This window comes from Pseudomonas sp. E102, assembly GCF_052660185.1.
Genome location: NZ_CP084025.1, coordinates 5406631 through 5423653, shown reverse-complemented (window position 1 = coordinate 5423653; position 17023 = coordinate 5406631). Strand labels below are relative to the sequence as shown.

Genomic DNA, 17023 nt, shown 5'->3' with positions numbered 1-17023 from the left:
CGCGATCCTCGACTTACAACGGCTTGACGATGAACAGGCCGTCGTCGTGGCCTTCTTCGGAACCGCCGTAGACCTGCTCGGCCACGGTGCGGATCTGGCTGCCGCGCGCGGCGAGGATCTGGTCCATGGCCCCGGCGAACCAGCCGGTGAACATGTAGTCGACCTTGCGCCCGACCTTGCCGTACACATAGACGAACGCCGAGTGTTCGAGCTTGACGCTGGCGGTGCCTTTGTCCAGGTCAATGTCCTGGATCTTGAACAGGCCCCAGCCACGCTGCGAAAGGCGCTTCATGTAGTGCTCGAACACCGCGACGCCTTCCAGGCCGTGGCATTCGGCTTCTTTTTCACACCAGTGCCAGGCGGATTTGTAGCCAGCCTTGTAGAGAATCTCGGCGTAGGCGTCGGCGCCCAGCACTTCCTCGATGCCCATGTGGTTGTTGACGAAAAAGTGGCGCGGCACGTACAGCATCGGCAGGGCGTCGGAGGTCCAGACACCGGTTTCGCTGTCGACTTCGATAGGCAGTTGCGGGGCGATCTTGGCCATGAAAACTTGACTCCGGAAATTCGTGATGTGCCTGCGGCGCGAGTGGCCGCAGGTAAAGGATTCAGTGACGCGACGGCGTTTATTCGCCCCAGACATCTTTCAAAATGTTGACCCAGTTCTCGCCCATGATCTTGCGCACCACCCGCTCCGGGTGACCGCGCTTGAGCAGCGTTTCGGTGAGGTTCGGAAACTCGCCCACGGTGCGGATGCCCAGGGGGTTGATGATCTTGCCGAAGCTGGTCAGACGACGGGCGTAGCCCTTGTCGTGGGTCAGCATTTCGAAGAAGTCCTGGCCGTGACCCTGGGTGAAGTCGGTGCCGATGCCGATGGCGTCCTCGCCGACGATGTTCATGGTGTACTCGATGGCTTCGGCGTAGTCGTCGATGGTCGAATCGATGCCCTTGGCCAGGAACGGCGCGAACATGGTCACGCCGACGAAACCACCGTGGTCGGCAATGAATTTCAGCTCTTCATCGGATTTGTTGCGCGGGTGTTCTTTGAGGCCGGACGGCAGGCAGTGGGAGTAGCAGACCGGTTTCTTCGATTCGATGATGACTTCCTCGGAGGTCTTGGAGCCAACGTGGGACAGGTCGCACATGACGCCGACGCGGTTCATCTCGGCGACGATTTCGCGACCGAAGCCCGACAGGCCGCCGTCGCGCTCGTAGCAACCGGTGCCCACCAGGTTCTGGGTGTTGTAGCACATCTGCACCACACCGACGCCGAGCTGCTTGAAGATCTCGACGTAGCCGAGCTGGTCTTCGAAGGCATGGGCGTTCTGGAAGCCAAAGATAATGCCGGTCTTGCCCTGTTCCTTGGCGCGGCGGATGTCGGCGGTGGTTTTCACCGGGATCACCAGGTCGCTGTTCTCGCGGATCAGTTTCTGGCTGGCAACGATGTTGTTGATGGTGGCCTGGAAACCTTCCCACACCGACACCGTGCAGTTGGCTGCGGTCAGGCCGCCCTTGCGCATGTCTTCGAACAGGTCGCGGTTCCACTTGGCAATGATCAGCCCGTCGATAACGATGCTGTCGGCGTGCAATTCGGCTGGGCTCATCAGGCAGTCCCCTTGTTGGCGATTCATGCGCCGAATCGTGTGCCGGCGCTTTGGGGCCAGCATATGCCGGAGGGCCGTGGCGACCGGGTGCAAAAACGACAGGGGAATTGCCGAAAGCGTCAATCCACGACAATGGGCTGCGACGCCCCCCCTCTGTCCATCTGTTATTTACCCGGCGCTTGGGCCAGAATCCGCGGCACCACTGGCTTTCACTGGATTTGAGCGACAACCCGATGAAATCGATCTTCCTTGCCCTGGCACTGATCAGCACCGTCGCCCACGCGACCGAAGACACCGAGCCCAACCCCTGCGACGAAGTTGAAAACGACGTCCAGACCCTGGCCTGTTCCGCCTATGGCAAAGCCGCCGCCGAGCAGTTGCTCAGCGACAACCTGCAGAGCCTCAACGAACGCCTGCAAACCCGCTACGCCAGCGACAAGGCCCAGCTCAACGACATCACCGCCAAGATCAAGGCCGCTCAACAACTCTGGCAAAAACAGCGCGAAGCCGACTGCGCCATCGCCGCCTTCCCGGCCAAGCCCGGCAGCAACGCCTACAAAATCGCCGAAAACGACTGCATGGCCCAGGTGAGCGATGACCGGTCGGAGTTCTTGGAATCGATTGGGCAGGAGTGAACGAACAGCGGTTATAGGAAGAACTGCGCAACGCCGTCTACACTGGCTGCATACCCGTCCGAGCCGGGCTGTACAGACGAGTCACACACGACGATCAGAGGATTTTCGTATGCACTCTCTTACAGCCTTGCCCTTCTACGGGTTAGCCATCTTTATCGCCATCGTGCTGGGCATCGAGGCCGGTCGCCAAGTCGGCAACCGTCACCTGGCCCAGGACCCGGACGGCGCTCGCCAGGGCATCGGGGCCATCGAAGGCGCGGTGTTTGGCCTGCTAGCACTGCTGATTGCCTTCACCTTTTCCGGGGCGGCCTCGCGCCTGGACCAGCGCCGCGCGTTGATCGTTGCCGAAACCAATGCCATGGGCACCGCCTGGTTGCGCCTGGACCTTCTGCCCGCCAGCGATCAACCGGACATCCGCCAGGCATTCCGAGAGTATGTCGATGCCCGTATCGAGTATTACCGCGACTTGCGCGAAGACGAAGTCGACGAAGCGGCCCATGACCGAGCCAATGATCTGCAGCAAACCATCTGGAAACGTACCGTCGCCGCCCTGCAACAGATGCCCACCCCAACCTTGGGAACGCCTGTGCTGCAGGCGCAAAACGAAATGATCGACATCACCACGACGCGCGCCGTGGCTCACGAAACCCACCCACCCCTGACCATTTACCTGATGCTCGTGACCATGACCCTGATCAGCGCCATGCTGATCGGCTACGGCATGGCCGGCACCCGGCAGCGCAACTGGCTGCACAGCCTGGGCTATGCGGCGGTGATGGTCTGCGTGTTGTATGTGATCCTGGATTTCGAGTACCCGCGCTTTGGGGTGATCCGGGTCGACTATTTCGACAAGATCATGCTGGACCTGCGGGCGAGCATGAATTGAGCAAGGCGGATAGACTGGCGTTCCAGACCTCCGGAATCCAAGGCCAAGCATGATCATCTGCGGCATCGAAATCAAAGGCAGCGAAGCGATCATCGCCGTTGCCTCGCTGGACCAGCAGGCGTTGAGCCACGTCGCGCTGAACACAAAAAAAATCGCCCTGGACGATGACGACGAAGCCGCCAACGTCAAAGCCTTCGCCGCGCAAGTGCGGGCTTTCGTGGCGGACAATGGCATCGACCGCATCGCCATCAAGAAGCGCAGCAAGAAAGGTGAGTTCGCGGGCGGCCCGACCACCTTCAAGATCGAAGGCGTTTTCCAATTGCTCGAAGGCTGCGAAGTGACACTGCTGTCGCCACAGACCATCAACGCACAGAGCAAAAAACATGACTTCGCCCTGCCGACGACGCTGAACAAGTATCAGCATGAGGCATACAAGGCGGCGTGCTCGGCGTTGATGAAGAAGTAGCCCTTTCCAAACACAGTACCCGTGGCGAGGGAGCTTGCTCCCGCTCGGCTGCGCAGCAGTGGTGAACCGGTTTGCAGGGGTTACCTGTTGCACCGCGGTGTCTGGTTCTGGGGGCGGCCGGGCCAGCCTGTCAAACCACCTCCCGCTCATCCCCCTGCCGCCGCCGATCCTCCCTAGGGCAACGTGCAAACCGTGCCCTGTAGCTGCGGGTGAAATACGACGGCGATTCGAATCCACAGGCAATGCTGACTTCCAGCACACTCATGTCGGTCTGGCGCAGCAGTTGCCGGGCCTTTTCCAAGCGCAGGCGCAGGTAGAAATTACTCGGCGTGTCGTTCAGGTGCAGGCGGAACAGGCGTTCAAGCTGGCGGCGCGTGACGTTGATCGATTCGGCCAGCGCCAGGGTGCTCAGTGGCGGTTCGCTGTTGGCCTCCATTTCTCCAATCACATGCACCAGCTTCTTGTTGCGAATGCCGTAGCGGGTGGCGATTTCCATGCGCTGGTGATCTTTGCGTGGACGAATGCGACCGAGCACGAACTGCTCGCTGACCTGGATTGCGAGTTCCGGGCCGTGGGCCTGCGCGATCAGGTCGAGCATGAGGTCAATCGAGGCAGTGCCGCCGGCGCAAGTGATGCGGCGGCGGTCGATTTCGAAGAGCTCCTGGGTCACGGCGAGCTGGGAATAGGACTCCTTGAACGCCTCGATCGCCTCCCAGTGCAGGGTGACGCGATGGCCATCCAGCAATCCCGCCTCCGCGAGCACCACGCTGCCGGTGTCGATTCCGCCGAGGATGACACCGTCGTTATCCAGCCGGTGCAACCACCTCTCAAGCACCGGGCTGACGAACTTCAACGGCTCGAAGCCCGCCACGATCCAGAGCGTCGCGCCCTTCTTCAGCGGCTCCAGCGCAGCATCGGCGTTGACCGACATGCCATTGCTCGCCAGCACCGCTCCGCCATCGGCACTCAGGACATGCCAGCGGTAAAGCTCGCCACGAAACCGATTGGCGACCCGTAACGGCTCGATGGCCGAAATGAAACCGATGGCCGAGAAACCCGGCATCAACAAGAAATAGAAATCCTGGGACATGAAACGCTCTCGGTTGGCGGGCAGCGTGCGGACCTTGATACGCCAGTTGCAACAACCGTTCAAGAGTCGCTGTAGTGCAAGAGCACGTCGCCGCTGTGCGTTTTGCCCCGCCCGGGCCTGCGTAACGTGGCATCACCGGCGCACAGACACCGGGCCCCATAACAATAAGCTGCCGAGGAACCGACAATGAAACGACTGATCAGCTGCTGCGTTATTGCACTCAGCACCACTTCTTTACTGAACCAGGCCGCCCTCGCAGCCGAACCCGCCGCCTGCCAGAATGTGCGCCTGGGCGTGGTCAACTGGACGGACGTCATTGCCACCAGCGCCCTGACCCAAGTGATGCTCGACGGCCTCGGCTACAAGACCAAGCAGACCAGCGCCTCCCAGCAGATCATTTTCGCCGGCATCCGCGATCAGCGCCTGGACATGTTCCTGGGCTACTGGAACCCGCTGATGACCCAGACCATCACCCCGTTCGTCGAAGCCAAGCAGGTCAAGGTGCTTGAGCAGCCCAGCCTGAAGGACGCCCGCGCCACCCTGGCCGTGCCGACTTACCTGGCCGACAAGGGTCTGAAGACGTTCGCCGACATCGCCAAATTCGAGAAGGAGCTGGGCGGCAAGATCTACGGCATCGAGCCCGGCTCCGGCGCCAACACCCAGATCAAGGCGATGATTGCCAAGAATCAGTTCGGCCTGGGCAAATTTCAACTGGTCGAGTCCAGCGAGGCCGGCATGCTCGCCGCCGTGGACCGCGCCGTGCGACGCAAGGAAGCCGTGGTGTTCTTCGGCTGGGCGCCGCACCCGATGAACGTCAACGTGCAAATGACCTACCTCACCGGCAGCGAAGACGCCCTCGGTCCGAACGAAGGCATGGCCACCGTGTGGACCGTCACCGCGCCGAACTACGCCGAGCAATGCCCGAACGTCAGCCGTCTGCTGAGCAACCTGACCTTCACCGCCGAAGACGAGAGCCGGATGATGCAGCCGCTGCTTGATCACAAGGATCCGCTCGAATCGGCCCGGCAATGGCTCAAGGATCATCCACAGGACAAACAGCGCTGGCTCGAAGGCGTGACCACCTTCGATGGCAAGCCCGCCGCCGACAATCTGAAACTCACTAGCAACTGACTGAACGTTCTCCCTCTGCGCGGTCCTCAAGGGCTGCGCGGTGACTCACCACGCCTGAAGGAATCCGCACCATGAACCACGACGTCATCATCACCTGCGCACTCACCGGTGCTGGCGACACGACCGCCAAGAGCCCTCACGTGCCGGTCACCCCGAAACAGATCGCCGCCGCTGCCGTCGAGGCCGCGAAAGCCGGGGCCACGGTGGTCCATTGCCACGTCCGAGATCCGCAGACCGGCAAGTTCAGCCGCGATGTGGCGCTGTATCGCGAAGTGATGGAGCGCATCCGTGAGGCGGACGTCGACATCATCGTCAACCTCACCGCCGGGATGGGCGGTGACTTGGAGATCGGCGCGGGCGAACGACCGATGGAATTCGGCCCCAACACCGATCTGGTGGGCCCGCTGACCCGCCTGGCCCACGTTGAAGAGCTGCTGCCGGAAATCTGCACCCTGGATTGCGGCACCCTGAACTTCGGCGACGGCGACACCATTTACGTCTCCACTCCGGCGCAACTGCGGGCCGGCGCCAAGCGCATCACCGAGCTCGGCGTGAAGGCCGAGCTGGAGATCTTCGACACCGGCCACCTGTGGTTCGCCAAGCAATTGATCAAGGAAGGCCTGCTGGACAATCCGCTGTTCCAACTCTGCCTGGGCATTCCATGGGGCGCGCCGGCCGACACCACCACAATGAAAGCCATGGTCGACAACCTGCCCGCCGACGCGGTGTGGGCCGGCTTTGGCATCGGCCGCATGCAAATGCCAATGGCGGCCCAAGCCGTGCTGCTGGGTGGCAACGTACGGGTCGGGCTGGAAGACAACCTCTGGCTGGACAAAGGCGTGCTCGCCACCAACGGCCAACTGGTGGAGCGAGCCGGCGAAATCCTCAGCCGCCTCGGCGCACGGGTGCTTACGCCTGCCGAAGGTCGCAAGAAAATGGGCCTGGTCCAGCGCGGCTAAACCGAATCGACGCATAACCCTGTGGGAGCGAGCTCGCTCGCGATAGCGATATTCCAGACTTCGACGATGCGTCGGATGTACCGCCGCCATCGCGAGCAAGCTCGCTCCCACAGGTGATTTTCACTCTTTTCAGGACATCACCATGAGCTTTATCACCGACATCAAGACCTTCGCCGCCCTGGGCAGTGGCGTCATCGGCAGCGGCTGGGTCAGCCGCGCCCTGGCCCATGGCCTCGACGTGGTCGCCTGGGACCCGGCGCCCGGCGCCGAAGCCGCGTTGCGCAAGCGCGTCGCCAATGCTTGGGGCGCCCTGGAGAAACAAGGCCTGGCCCCTGGCGCTTCGCAGGATCGGCTGCGTTTTGTCGCGACCATCGAGGAATGCGTGCGCGACGCCGACTTCATCCAGGAAAGTGCCCCCGAGCGCCTGGAGCTCAAATTGCAGCTGCACAGCCAGATCAGCGCCGCCGCCAAGCCGAACGCATTGATCGGGTCGAGCACCTCCGGGCTGCTGCCGAGCGAATTCTATGAAAGCTCGACCCATCCGGAACGGTGCGTGGTCGGTCACCCGTTCAATCCGGTCTACCTGCTGCCCCTGGTGGAAGTGGTCGGCGGCAAAAACACCGCACCCGAGGCCGTGCAAGCGGCGATTCAAGTCTACGAATCCCTCGGCATGCGGCCGCTGCACGTGCGCAAGGAAGTGCCCGGTTTCATTGCCGACCGCTTGCTTGAAGCGCTCTGGCGCGAGGCGTTGCACCTGGTCAATGACGGCGTGGCAACCACCGGCGAAATCGACGATGCCATCCGTTTTGGCGCCGGCCTGCGCTGGTCATTCATGGGCACATTCCTGACCTACACCCTGGCCGGCGGCGACGCTGGGATGCGTCACTTCATGGCTCAGTTCGGCCCGGCGTTGCAACTGCCCTGGACCTACCTGCCGGCACCGGAACTGACCGAGAAACTGATCGACGATGTGGTGGACGGGACGAGCGAACAGTTGGGGCAGCACAGCATTTCAGCTTTGGAACGCTATCGTGATGATTGCCTGTTGGCGGTGCTGGAGGCGGTGAAGGCCACCAAGCAAAAGCACGGAATGATTTTTAGCGAATAACACCATTCCTGTGGCGAGGGAGCTTGCTCCCGCTCGGCCGCGCAGCGGTCGCAAAACCAGCGAATGCCATTTGGCTGATACACCGCGTACAACCGGTTTGGGGCTGCTTCACAGCCCAGCGGGAGCAAGCTCCCTCGCCACGATTGCATTGGAGTCCAACATGCCCACCCTCACTACCTACCAAACCCGCGTCCTCCCAGAATGGGTCGACTACAACGGCCACCTGCGCGACGCCTTCTACTTGCTGATCTTCAGCTACGCCACCGATGCGTTGATGGACCGGCTCGGCCTTGACAGCCAGAGCCGCGAAGCCAGCGGCCATTCGCTGTTCACCCTCGAGCTGCACCTGAACTACCTGCACGAAGTGAAGCTCGGCGCCGATGTCGAGGTGCATACGCACATCATCGGCCACGACGCCAAACGCCTGCACCTCTACCACAGCCTGCACTTGGCGGGCGGCGACAAAGAGCTGGCCGGCAATGAGCAGATGCTACTGCACGTCGATCTGGCGGGGCCACGTTCGGCGCCGTTTAGCGAACAGACCCTGGGCCAACTCAAAGCCCTGCTCGACAGCCAGTCCGACCTGCCGGCGCCATCCTGCATCGGGCGTGTCATCGCCCTGCCACCCGCCCGATAAGCCTCCTATAGGAGACCGACATGCACACCGGCGCCGCAATTGCCGACTTCCGCAGCTACCCTCTGGTCCACGCCTTGACTGCCGCAATCCCCTTGGCCGACCGGGTTCACGTCACGTGGGCCGATGGTCGGATCAGTCCTTTTCATCACCAGTGGCTGCGGGACAACTGCCCTTGCCAGGCATGCGTCTACAGCGTGACCCGTGAGCAGGTCCTGGAGATTGTCGATGTGCCCGAAGATCTGGCGCCGGATGAAATCCGCGTTGATGGTGAAGGCCGCCTGCGCGTGGCCTGGCGGGACGGCCACCAAAGCCAATTCGACCCGGGCTGGCTGCGCGCTCACGCCTATGACGAAGTCTCCAGGGCCGAACGACTCGACGGCAGGCCGCAACGCCAGCTATGGCAGTGCGACTTGCAGCTGCCAGTGTTCGAATACCAGGCGCTGATGGAGGATGCCGACGCGCTGCTGCAATGGCTGCTGGCGGTACGCGACATCGGCCTGACCCAAGTGCGGGGCGTGCCCACCGAGCCCGGCTCGCTGAAACAGATTGCCCAACGCATTTCCTTCGTTCGCGAGAGCAATTTCGGCGTGCTCTTCAACGTGCAATCCAAGGCCGACGCCGACAGCAACGCCTACACCGCTTTTAACCTGCCGTTGCACAGCGACTTGCCGACGCGGGAATTGCAGCCGGGGTTGCAGTTCCTGCATTGCCTGGTGAACGAGGCCGTGGGTGGCGAGAGTATCTTCGTCGACGGTTTCGCCATTGCCCAGGCGCTGCGCCAGGAAGATCCCGATGCCTTCGAGGCGCTGTGCCAGATCCCGGTGGAATTTCGCAACAAGGACCGCCACAGCGACTACCGCTGCCTGGCGCCGATCATTGCGTTGGACGCCCTTGGGCAAGTCTCGGAGATCCGCATGGCGAACTTTCTGCGCGGCCCCTTTGACACCTCGGTGGAGCAGATGCCCAGGCTCTACCGCGCCTACCGCCGCTTCATCGCGCTGACCCGCGAGCCACGCTTTCGCCTGGTGCAACGACTCGAACCCGGGCAGCTCTGGTGCTTCGACAACCGCCGCACGCTTCACGCGCGCAACGCCTTCGACCCTGCTACCGGGGCGCGGCATTTCCAGGGGTGTTATGTGGATCGGGATGAATTGCTGTCGCGCATTCTGGTGTTGCAACGTTAGACCGCGTCATCGTTCATCGCGAGCAAGCTCGCTGCCACAGGTGAAAGCATTTCCCTGTGGGAGCGAGCTTGCTCGCGATAGCGGCCTGCCAGACAACCGATTATTTGCGGATTCACACAGGCAAAAAAATCCCCGATCAAGCCGTGACAGGATCGGGGCAGGAGCGTTACTGGAGGAGCTGTGGCGCGAGGGTGACCAAACCATCGTGATGCAGCTTGGGGCCAGTGTGCCCAGTCCCGGACCCAGCGAGTTAGCCGAAAACGACGCGTTCATAGTCAATCATGACAGAACGACGATTTGCCCTTGCCGCCGATTCGGGTGGCTACCAGAATCCAGGCACGACCCCAATCCCTGAACAAGGAAAAGCGTCATGATGTACGCCGATTTGATCGACCAGGAAGACCTGCTGGGCCATCTGAAGGCCCTGGGGTTGCAGATACCCAGTGGCGCGACTGCCGAGCAGGCGTGCGAGTGCGCCGTACGAGGCCTGGACAGGGCTCGCGCCAATGAGCTGCGCAGGCTGGTCAAGGAAATGTACACCAGCAGCGCGACCATCCTGCCGGCGGTGCGCCAGGCAATCGATCAGCAACTGTTGCCGGCGTTGGCGCAGTACCAGCAGAACCATAACGCCTGATGAAACCCATCGCGAGCAAGCTCGCTCCCACAGGATTTGTGAACGACACAAAACCTGTGGGAGCGAGCCTGCTCGCGATGAACGCGCTGAAGTCTTAGAGCCTCACACTCGCAAACGTCGACTCATTGCGCGCCTGGCTCAGCGCCGACAGCGGGCCGGACAGCGGCGACAGCACCAACGCCTGCGGCAGCGGCATCATCGCCACTTGTTGCGTGGTGTTGGAGCCGACGCGCTCGTCCCGTGGCGGAATGCCGAAGTATTCGCGGTAGCACTTGGAGAAATGCGGCGTGGAGACGAAGCCGCACACCGAGGCCACTTCGATGATCGACATCGGCGTCTGCTTGAGCAGTTGCCGCGCACGAATCAGTCGCAGCTTGAGGTAATAGCGCGACGGCGAACAATGCAGGTATTTCTGGAACAGGCGCTCCAGCTGACGGCGGGACACAGCGACGTACACCGCCAACTCGTCCAGGTCGATCGGCTCCTCGAGATTGGCCTCCATCAGCGCGACGATTTCCTGCAACTTCGGCTGGTTGGTGCCAAGCATGTGCTTGAGCGGCACACGTTGGTGATCCTGCTCGTTGCGGATACGCTCGTAGACAAACATTTCCGAAATCGCCGCCGACAACTCGCGACCGTGATCACGGCTGATCAAGTGCAGCATCATGTCCAGCGGCGCGGTGCCGCCGGAGCTTGTGAAGCGGTTGCGGTCAAGCGTGAACAGGCGCGTGCTCATCGAAACCCGTGGGAAAGCTTCCTGCATCGCGGCCAGGCATTCCCAGTGCACGCTGCAATCGAAACCGTCCAGCAGGCCGGCGCACGCCAGGGCCCAACTGCCGGTGCAGACTGCGCCAAGACGACGGGATTGACGGGCCTGGCCTTGCAGCCATGAGACATGTTCGCGGGTTACGGTGCGCTGGATGCCGATGCCGCCGCACACGATGACGGTGTCCAGGGCCGGGGCTTTGTGCATGGAGGCGTCCGGGGTGATCTGCAAACCGTCACTGGCCCAGACCTGGCCGCCATCGACGGTCAGGGTGGTCCAGCGGTACAGCTCGCGCCCCGACAGCTGGTTGGCCATGCGTAGCGGTTCCACCGCGGACGCCAGGGAAATCAGCGTGAAATTGTCCAGCAGCAGAAAGCCGATGGATTGAGGCGCACGGTTCTGGGGTTGGGCCCCGGAGTTGGACGTCGTCATCGCGGTATCTCCTCACACAAAGCGGGTGATGGCCTCAGGCGGAGGCTCTTGTTATTGCCCTCATTCTCTTGCGTGAGAGGGGCTTTATCGGGACAGAGCAATTGCCATGCCTAAATTTGAATGCGCGTTCAATAACTCCTGAAAACGACATGCCGGCGTGTCTATATAAGGGCCCCGTCGAGGCCGGGTTCCAAGTGCCATCATGGGCTGCGGGCGAACGCCAGGGCGGGCTGTGAGCAGATCGGTAGCACTTGTGGTCACTGGCCCGCGCCGTTTGCGCGATGGTTGTCACCGCAAGCGCGGGGACGGACGGTAGGGCGGCGTACAAAGGCGTGACCGCCAAGTCACGCCTTATCTGTTTGCGACGCGCCAAAACGTGGCGTGTTTTTCCTGCGGTGTGCGTTTTACGAGCGATTTTTCAACACCCGTGGCGAGGGAGCCTGCTCCCTCGCCACGGGATTATCTTGCAGTGCTGAATCAGCATTCCACCGCGCTTACCGCCAGCCCGCCCCGTGAAGTCTCTTTATATTTGTCGTGCATGTCGGCGCCGGTATCGCGCATGGTGCGGATCACACGGTCCAGGGAGATGAAATGCTGACCATCACCCCGAAGGGCCATCTGCGCGGCATTGATTGCTTTCACCGCGGCGATGGCGTTGCGCTCGATACACGGCACCTGGACCAGGCCGCCCACCGGATCGCAGGTCAGGCCGAGGTTGTGCTCCAGGCCGATTTCCGCCGCGTTGCACAGTTGCTCCGGCGTGGCTCCGAGGATTTCCGCCAGGCCTGCCGCCGCCATGGCGCAGGCCGAGCCGACTTCACCCTGGCAGCCGACTTCGGCGCCCGAGATCGAGGCGTTCTTCTTGCACAGGATGCCCACCGCCGCCGCGCCGAGGAAATAATCCACGACGTTGGCGTCAGTAACGGCCTCGCTGAATTTCATGAAGTAATGCAGCACCGCCGGGATGATCCCCGCCGCACCATTGGTCGGCGCCGTGACCATGCGCCCGCCAGCGGCGTTTTCTTCGTTGACCGCCAGGGCGAACAGGTTGACCCACTCCATGGCGCTCAAGGTCGAGCCGATCACGTTCGGTTTGTTCAGCTCTTGCAGGCTGCGGTACAACTTGGCCGCGCGCCGACGGACATTCAAGCCACCGGGCAGAATGCCTTCGTGCTTGAGGCCCTGCTCGACGCAGTCCTGCATGGCCCGCCAGAGTCTCATCAGGCCGCTGCGAATCTCTTCTTCCGAACGCCAGACCTTCTCGTTGGCCATCATCAGCTCAGCCACTCGCAGGTTATGCATGCGACACAGCCCGAGCAGTTCCTCGGCGCTGGAGAAATCGTAAGGCAACTCGGTGGTGTCCAGGTCCATCACGCCGCTGGACGCCTGGGCCTGGTCGACCACAAAGCCGCCACCGACCGAATAATAGGTGTCGCGGTGCAGTTCGCCGTTTTCACCCTCCGCCACCAGCGTCATCGCGTTGGGGTGGAACGGCAGGTTTTCGTCGAGCAGGCGCATATCGCGGGACCAGACGAAAGGCACCGGCAGGCGGCCATCGAGCAGCAGGGTCTGGGTCTCGCGCAGCAGCTCGATGCGCGTACCGATTTGCGACGGATCGATCGAGTCGGGCCATTCGCCCATCAAGCCCATGATCGTGGCGGTATCGCTGCCGTGACCGATGCCGGTGGCCGACAGCGAACCAAACAATTGCACCTCGACCCGCCGCACGTCATTTAAAAGCGACTTGGCCCGCAACGCTTCGACAAACAGCGCCGCTGCGCGCATGGGCCCCACGGTGTGGGAACTGGACGGGCCGATACCAATCTTGAACAGGTCGAACACGCTGATGGCCATTGCCTTGACTCTCCAGAACGGACACATCCGGGCGCGGGAGCGTCCGGTGGCGCAGCTGCTACGCTCAACGCCGGGATGGCCGCATCATCCGGCTTTTGAATGGGCTTTCGACGTCTGACACCGACGCAATCATGCCCACCAACGCCGCGTCTTTGTCGCCCAGGTTTTACGACGTTTTTTACGTATCAGAAGCCAGCCGAGGGCCGAAAAAATCTGTAAACGACGTCACCAACACTGGATGCGACCCTCCCTGTACTGGATACGACGCGCCCTGTAGGCGTCGGATTTGCACTGGTACATGATCGGTTACGGCTCGTTTGCAAGGCCGCGTGCCACGAAGAGTGCCCACGCGCCGCCAACCGCAACTTAAAAAAAGCAAAAAAGCGCGGTTGTCCCGACCGGACACTGCCGATAAAACACCAGGAGTCCACCCATGAAAGGTTCCACGCCGTTGTTGTTGGCCGCCATGCTGAGTCTTCCGATGCTGGCCAACGCTGCAGAACCCGCCCAATGCAGTACCGTCAACTTCTCCGATGTCGGCTGGACGGACATCACCGTGACCACCGCCACCACCAGCGTCGTGCTCGACGCCCTCGGCTACAAGACCAAGACCACGATGATCTCCGTGCCGGTGACCTACAAGTCCCTGGCCGATGGCAAGAACATGGACGTGTTCCTCGGCAACTGGATGCCGACCATGGAAAACGACATCAAGGCCTATCGTGAAGCGGGCACCGTGGAAACCGTGCGCGCCAACCTGGAAAACGCCAAGTACACCCTGGCGGTCCCCGAAGAGCTGTACAACAAAGGCCTCAAGGATTTTGCCGACATCGCCAAGTTCAAGAAGGAACTGGACGGCAAGATCTACGGCATCGAACCGGGCAACGACGGCAACCGCTTGATCCAGAGCATGATCGACAAGAACGCCTTCGGCCTCAAGGACGCCGGCTTCAAGGTCGTCGAGTCAAGCGAAGCCGGCATGCTTTCCCAGGTCGATCGGGCCCAGCGTCGCAGCACCGCCGTGGTGTTCCTGGGCTGGGAACCGCATCCGATGAACACCCGCTTCAAGATGAAATACCTCACCGGTGGCGATGAATACTTCGGCCCGAACTTCGGCCAGGCGACCATCTACACCAACACCCGCAAGGGCTATGCCCAGGAATGCAGCAACGTTGGCCAGTTGCTGAAAAACCTGGTCTTTACCCTGGACATGGAAAGCACGCTGATGGGCAACGTGCTGGACGACAAGATGAAGCCTGAAGCCGCCGCCAAGGCCTGGTTGAAGAAAAACCCACAAGTACTCGATACCTGGCTCGCCGGCGTCACCACCGTTGACGGTAAACCTGGCCTGGAGGCCGTGAAAGCCAAGCTCGCGCAGTAAAAAGCTTATGCCGGGCGAGTTCGCTCGCCCGGGCTGTTTATTCCTTGCATGCGGACGTTCACTACCATGCTTATTGATCAGAAAATACCCTTGGGCCAGTACATCGCGGGCTTTGTCGAATGGTTGACGCAAAACGGCGCCGACACCTTCGATGCAATCGCAATGTTTCTGGAAACGATGATTCACGGCGTGACGTTTGCGCTGACCTGGTTCAATCCCCTGGTGCTTATCGGCCTCATCGCGCTACTGGCGCACTTCATCCAGCGCAAATGGGGCCTGACCGTTTTCGTTATCGCGTCCTTCTTGTTGATCCTCAACCTGGGTTACTGGCAAGAGACCATGGAAACCCTCGCCCAGGTGCTCTTCGCGACCCTGGTCTGCGTGCTTATCGGTGTGCCGCTGGGCATTGTTGCCGCGCACAAGCCGATGTTCTACACCATGATGCGTCCGGTGCTCGATCTGATGCAGACCGTACCGACCTTCGTCTACCTCATTCCTACCCTGACCCTGTTCGGTCTGGGTGTGGTCCCGGGCCTGATCTCCACGGTGGTATTCGCGATCGCCGCGCCCATCCGCCTGACCTACCTGGGCATCCGCGACGTTCCGGACGAACTGATGGACGCCGGTAAAGCCTTCGGCTGCTCCCGGCGCCAGCTCCTGTCGCGCATCGAACTGCCTCACGCCATGCCGAGCATCGCCGCCGGAATCACCCAATGCATCATGTTGTCGCTGTCGATGGTGGTCATCGCGGCACTGGTCGGTGCCGACGGCCTGGGCAAACCCGTGGTCAACGCATTGAACACCGCTGATATCGCCCTGGGCTTCGAAGCCGGCCTGGCGATCGTATTGCTGGCGATCATGCTCGACCGAATCTGCAAACAACCCGACGCCAAAGTAGGGGGTGACGCATGAGCATAATCCGCTTCGAAGAAGTCGACGTGATCTTCTCCAAAGATCCACGCGAAGCCCTCAAATTGCTCGACAAGGGCATGACGCGCAACGAAATCCTGAAGAAGACCGGGCAGATCGTCGGCGTCGAAAAAGCCAGCCTCGACATCGAAAAAGGCGAGATCTGCGTGCTGATGGGCCTTTCCGGCTCCGGCAAATCCAGCTTGCTGCGTTGCATCAACGGTTTGAACACCGTGAGTCGCGGCAAATTGTTCGTCGAGCACGAAGGCCGGCAGATCGATATCGCCTCCTGCACTCCCGCCGAACTGAAGATGATGCGCACCAAGCGCATCGCCATGGTGTTCCAGAAGTTCGCCCTGATGCCTTGGCTGACGGTGCGCGAAAACATCAGCTTCGGCCTGGAAATGCAGGGCCGGCCGGAGAAGGAACGCAAGAAGCTGGTGGATGAAAAACTCGAGCTGGTGGGCCTGACCCAGTGGCGCAACAAGAAGCCCGACGAGCTGTCTGGCGGCATGCAGCAACGGGTCGGCCTGGCCCGCGCCCTGGCGATGGACGCCGACATCCTGTTGATGGACGAACCGTTCTCGGCCCTCGACCCGCTGATCCGCCAAGGCCTGCAGGACGAACTGCTGGAACTGCAACGCAAGCTGAGCAAGACCATCGTGTTCGTCAGCCACGACCTGGACGAAGCCCTGAAGCTGGGCAGCCGTATCGCGATCATGAAAGACGGCCGCATCATCCAGTACAGCAAGCCGGAACAGATCGTGTTGAACCCGGCGGACGACTATGTGCGCACGTTCGTCGCCCATACCAATCCGCTCAATGTGCTCTGCGGCCGCAGCCTGATGCGCACCCTGGACAACTGCAAGCGCATCAACGGCTCGGTGTGCCTGGATCCGGGCGGCGATTCCTGGCTTGACCTGGCCGAAGGCAACACCATCAAGGGCGCCCGGCAGAACGGCGCCGCCCTAGACCTGCAGAACTGGGCGCCAGGGCAGTCCGTCGAAGGCTTGGGGCGTTTCCCGACCTTGGTCGACTCCAGCATCGGCATGCGCGACGCGTTGCAGATCCGCTACCAGACCGGCAACAAACTGGTGCTTCACGATAATCAGCAAGTCGTCGGCATCCTCGGCGACAGCGAGCTGTATCACGCCCTGCTCGGCAAGAACCTGGGCTAAAGCCAATGCACACAAAAACGCCGCGAGATGATCGCGGCGTTTTTGTTTGTGTGTGTGTGTGTGTGCAGGAACCAGAATTGGAATACTTTTGTGGCGAGGGGATTTATCCCCGCTGGAGTGCGCAGCACTCCCGAAACCAGACGACTCGTGTCTTCAGGTAAATTGAGTCGCA

The 17023-nt window shown here is 61.5% G+C and carries 17 protein-coding genes; 12 read left to right on the top strand and 5 right to left on the bottom strand.

The annotated features are described in order from the left end of the window. Positions 1–13: 13 nt before the first annotated feature. A complete protein-coding gene (locus DOCECA_RS24520) occupies positions 14–544 on the bottom strand; it encodes a DUF5943 domain-containing protein (RefSeq protein WP_018612374.1) in 531 nt (176 codons plus the stop codon). Positions 545–623: 79 nt separating this feature from the next. Further along, the gene (locus DOCECA_RS24515; RefSeq protein WP_445572189.1) at positions 624–1601 is read right to left on the bottom strand and encodes a dipeptidase; all 978 of its coding nucleotides are present in this window, start codon (positions 1599–1601) and stop codon (positions 624–626) included. Between the two features lie 233 nt (positions 1602–1834). Between DOCECA_RS24515 and DOCECA_RS24510 the strand changes: the two genes are divergently transcribed. The 3 genes from DOCECA_RS24510 to DOCECA_RS24500 all read left to right on the top strand — a co-directional run bounded on the left by DOCECA_RS24510 (position 1835) and on the right by DOCECA_RS24500 (position 3588). Next, the gene (locus DOCECA_RS24510) at positions 1835–2236 is read left to right on the top strand and encodes a lysozyme inhibitor LprI family protein (protein WP_434649812.1); all 402 of its coding nucleotides are present in this window, start codon (positions 1835–1837) and stop codon (positions 2234–2236) included. A gap of 109 nt (positions 2237–2345) precedes the next feature. After that, entirely contained in the window at positions 2346–3122 is a 777-nt protein-coding gene (locus DOCECA_RS24505) for a bestrophin-like domain (protein WP_445571213.1), read from the top strand. 49 nt (positions 3123–3171) lie between these two features. Next, the gene (locus DOCECA_RS24500; protein WP_420764951.1) at positions 3172–3588 is read left to right on the top strand and encodes a DUF3010 family protein; all 417 of its coding nucleotides are present in this window, start codon (positions 3172–3174) and stop codon (positions 3586–3588) included. Between the two features lie 130 nt (positions 3589–3718). On the opposite strand, the gene DOCECA_RS24495 is transcribed toward DOCECA_RS24500, so the two are convergent. Beyond that, on the bottom strand, positions 3719–4678 hold the full coding sequence (locus DOCECA_RS24495) for a GlxA family transcriptional regulator (RefSeq protein WP_434701297.1): 960 nt from the start codon (positions 4676–4678) through the stop codon (positions 3719–3721). Positions 4679–4864: 186 nt separating this feature from the next. Here DOCECA_RS24495 and choX point away from each other — a divergent pair, with 186 nt between their 5' ends. The 6 genes from choX to DOCECA_RS24465 all read left to right on the top strand — a co-directional run bounded on the left by choX (position 4865) and on the right by DOCECA_RS24465 (position 10331). Further along, complete coding sequence (choX, locus tag DOCECA_RS24490) at positions 4865–5809, top strand: choline ABC transporter substrate-binding protein (RefSeq protein WP_420764953.1); 945 nt, start codon at positions 4865–4867, stop codon at positions 5807–5809. A 71-nt stretch (positions 5810–5880) separates the two neighbouring features. Continuing rightward, positions 5881–6768, top strand: coding sequence for a BKACE family enzyme (locus DOCECA_RS24485; protein WP_045157164.1), 888 nt, complete (start codon positions 5881–5883; stop codon positions 6766–6768). Positions 6769–6910: 142 nt separating this feature from the next. Beyond that, positions 6911–7876, top strand: coding sequence for an L-carnitine dehydrogenase (locus tag DOCECA_RS24480; protein ID WP_420764954.1), 966 nt, complete (start codon positions 6911–6913; stop codon positions 7874–7876). Between the two features lie 160 nt (positions 7877–8036). Continuing rightward, positions 8037–8513, top strand: a complete 477-nt coding sequence (locus DOCECA_RS24475; RefSeq protein ID WP_445571212.1) for a thioesterase family protein — start codon at positions 8037–8039, stop codon at positions 8511–8513. 20 nt (positions 8514–8533) lie between these two features. Next, entirely contained in the window at positions 8534–9697 is a 1164-nt protein-coding gene (locus DOCECA_RS24470) for a gamma-butyrobetaine dioxygenase (protein ID WP_445571211.1), read from the top strand. Between the two features lie 370 nt (positions 9698–10067). Beyond that, positions 10068–10331, top strand: coding sequence for a hypothetical protein (locus DOCECA_RS24465; RefSeq protein ID WP_434561889.1), 264 nt, complete (start codon positions 10068–10070; stop codon positions 10329–10331). A gap of 94 nt (positions 10332–10425) precedes the next feature. On the opposite strand, the gene DOCECA_RS24460 is transcribed toward DOCECA_RS24465, so the two are convergent. Together DOCECA_RS24460 and DOCECA_RS24455 are read right to left on the bottom strand one after the other, a co-directional pair. Further along, positions 10426–11529, bottom strand: a complete 1104-nt coding sequence (locus DOCECA_RS24460; protein ID WP_013694424.1) for a choline metabolism transcriptional regulator GbdR — start codon at positions 11527–11529, stop codon at positions 10426–10428. Positions 11530–12006: 477 nt separating this feature from the next. Then, positions 12007–13383 (bottom strand): L-serine ammonia-lyase, encoded by a 1377-nt coding sequence (locus DOCECA_RS24455; RefSeq protein WP_445571210.1) that lies wholly within the window; start codon positions 13381–13383, stop codon positions 12007–12009. Between the two features lie 433 nt (positions 13384–13816). On the opposite strand from DOCECA_RS24455, the gene DOCECA_RS24450 reads away from it, so the two are divergent. The 3 genes from DOCECA_RS24450 (at position 13817) to choV (ending at position 16851) form a co-directional block, all read left to right on the top strand. Then, positions 13817–14764, top strand: coding sequence for a choline ABC transporter substrate-binding protein (locus DOCECA_RS24450; RefSeq protein ID WP_420764959.1), 948 nt, complete (start codon positions 13817–13819; stop codon positions 14762–14764). 66 nt (positions 14765–14830) lie between these two features. Continuing rightward, positions 14831–15676, top strand: a complete 846-nt coding sequence (gene choW, locus DOCECA_RS24445) for a choline ABC transporter permease subunit (RefSeq protein WP_420764960.1) — start codon at positions 14831–14833, stop codon at positions 15674–15676. Next, entirely contained in the window at positions 15673–16851 is a 1179-nt protein-coding gene (gene choV / locus DOCECA_RS24440) for a choline ABC transporter ATP-binding protein (protein WP_420764961.1), read from the top strand. The genes choW and choV overlap by 4 nt, the downstream gene beginning before the upstream one ends. Positions 16852–17023 lie beyond the last annotated feature (172 nt).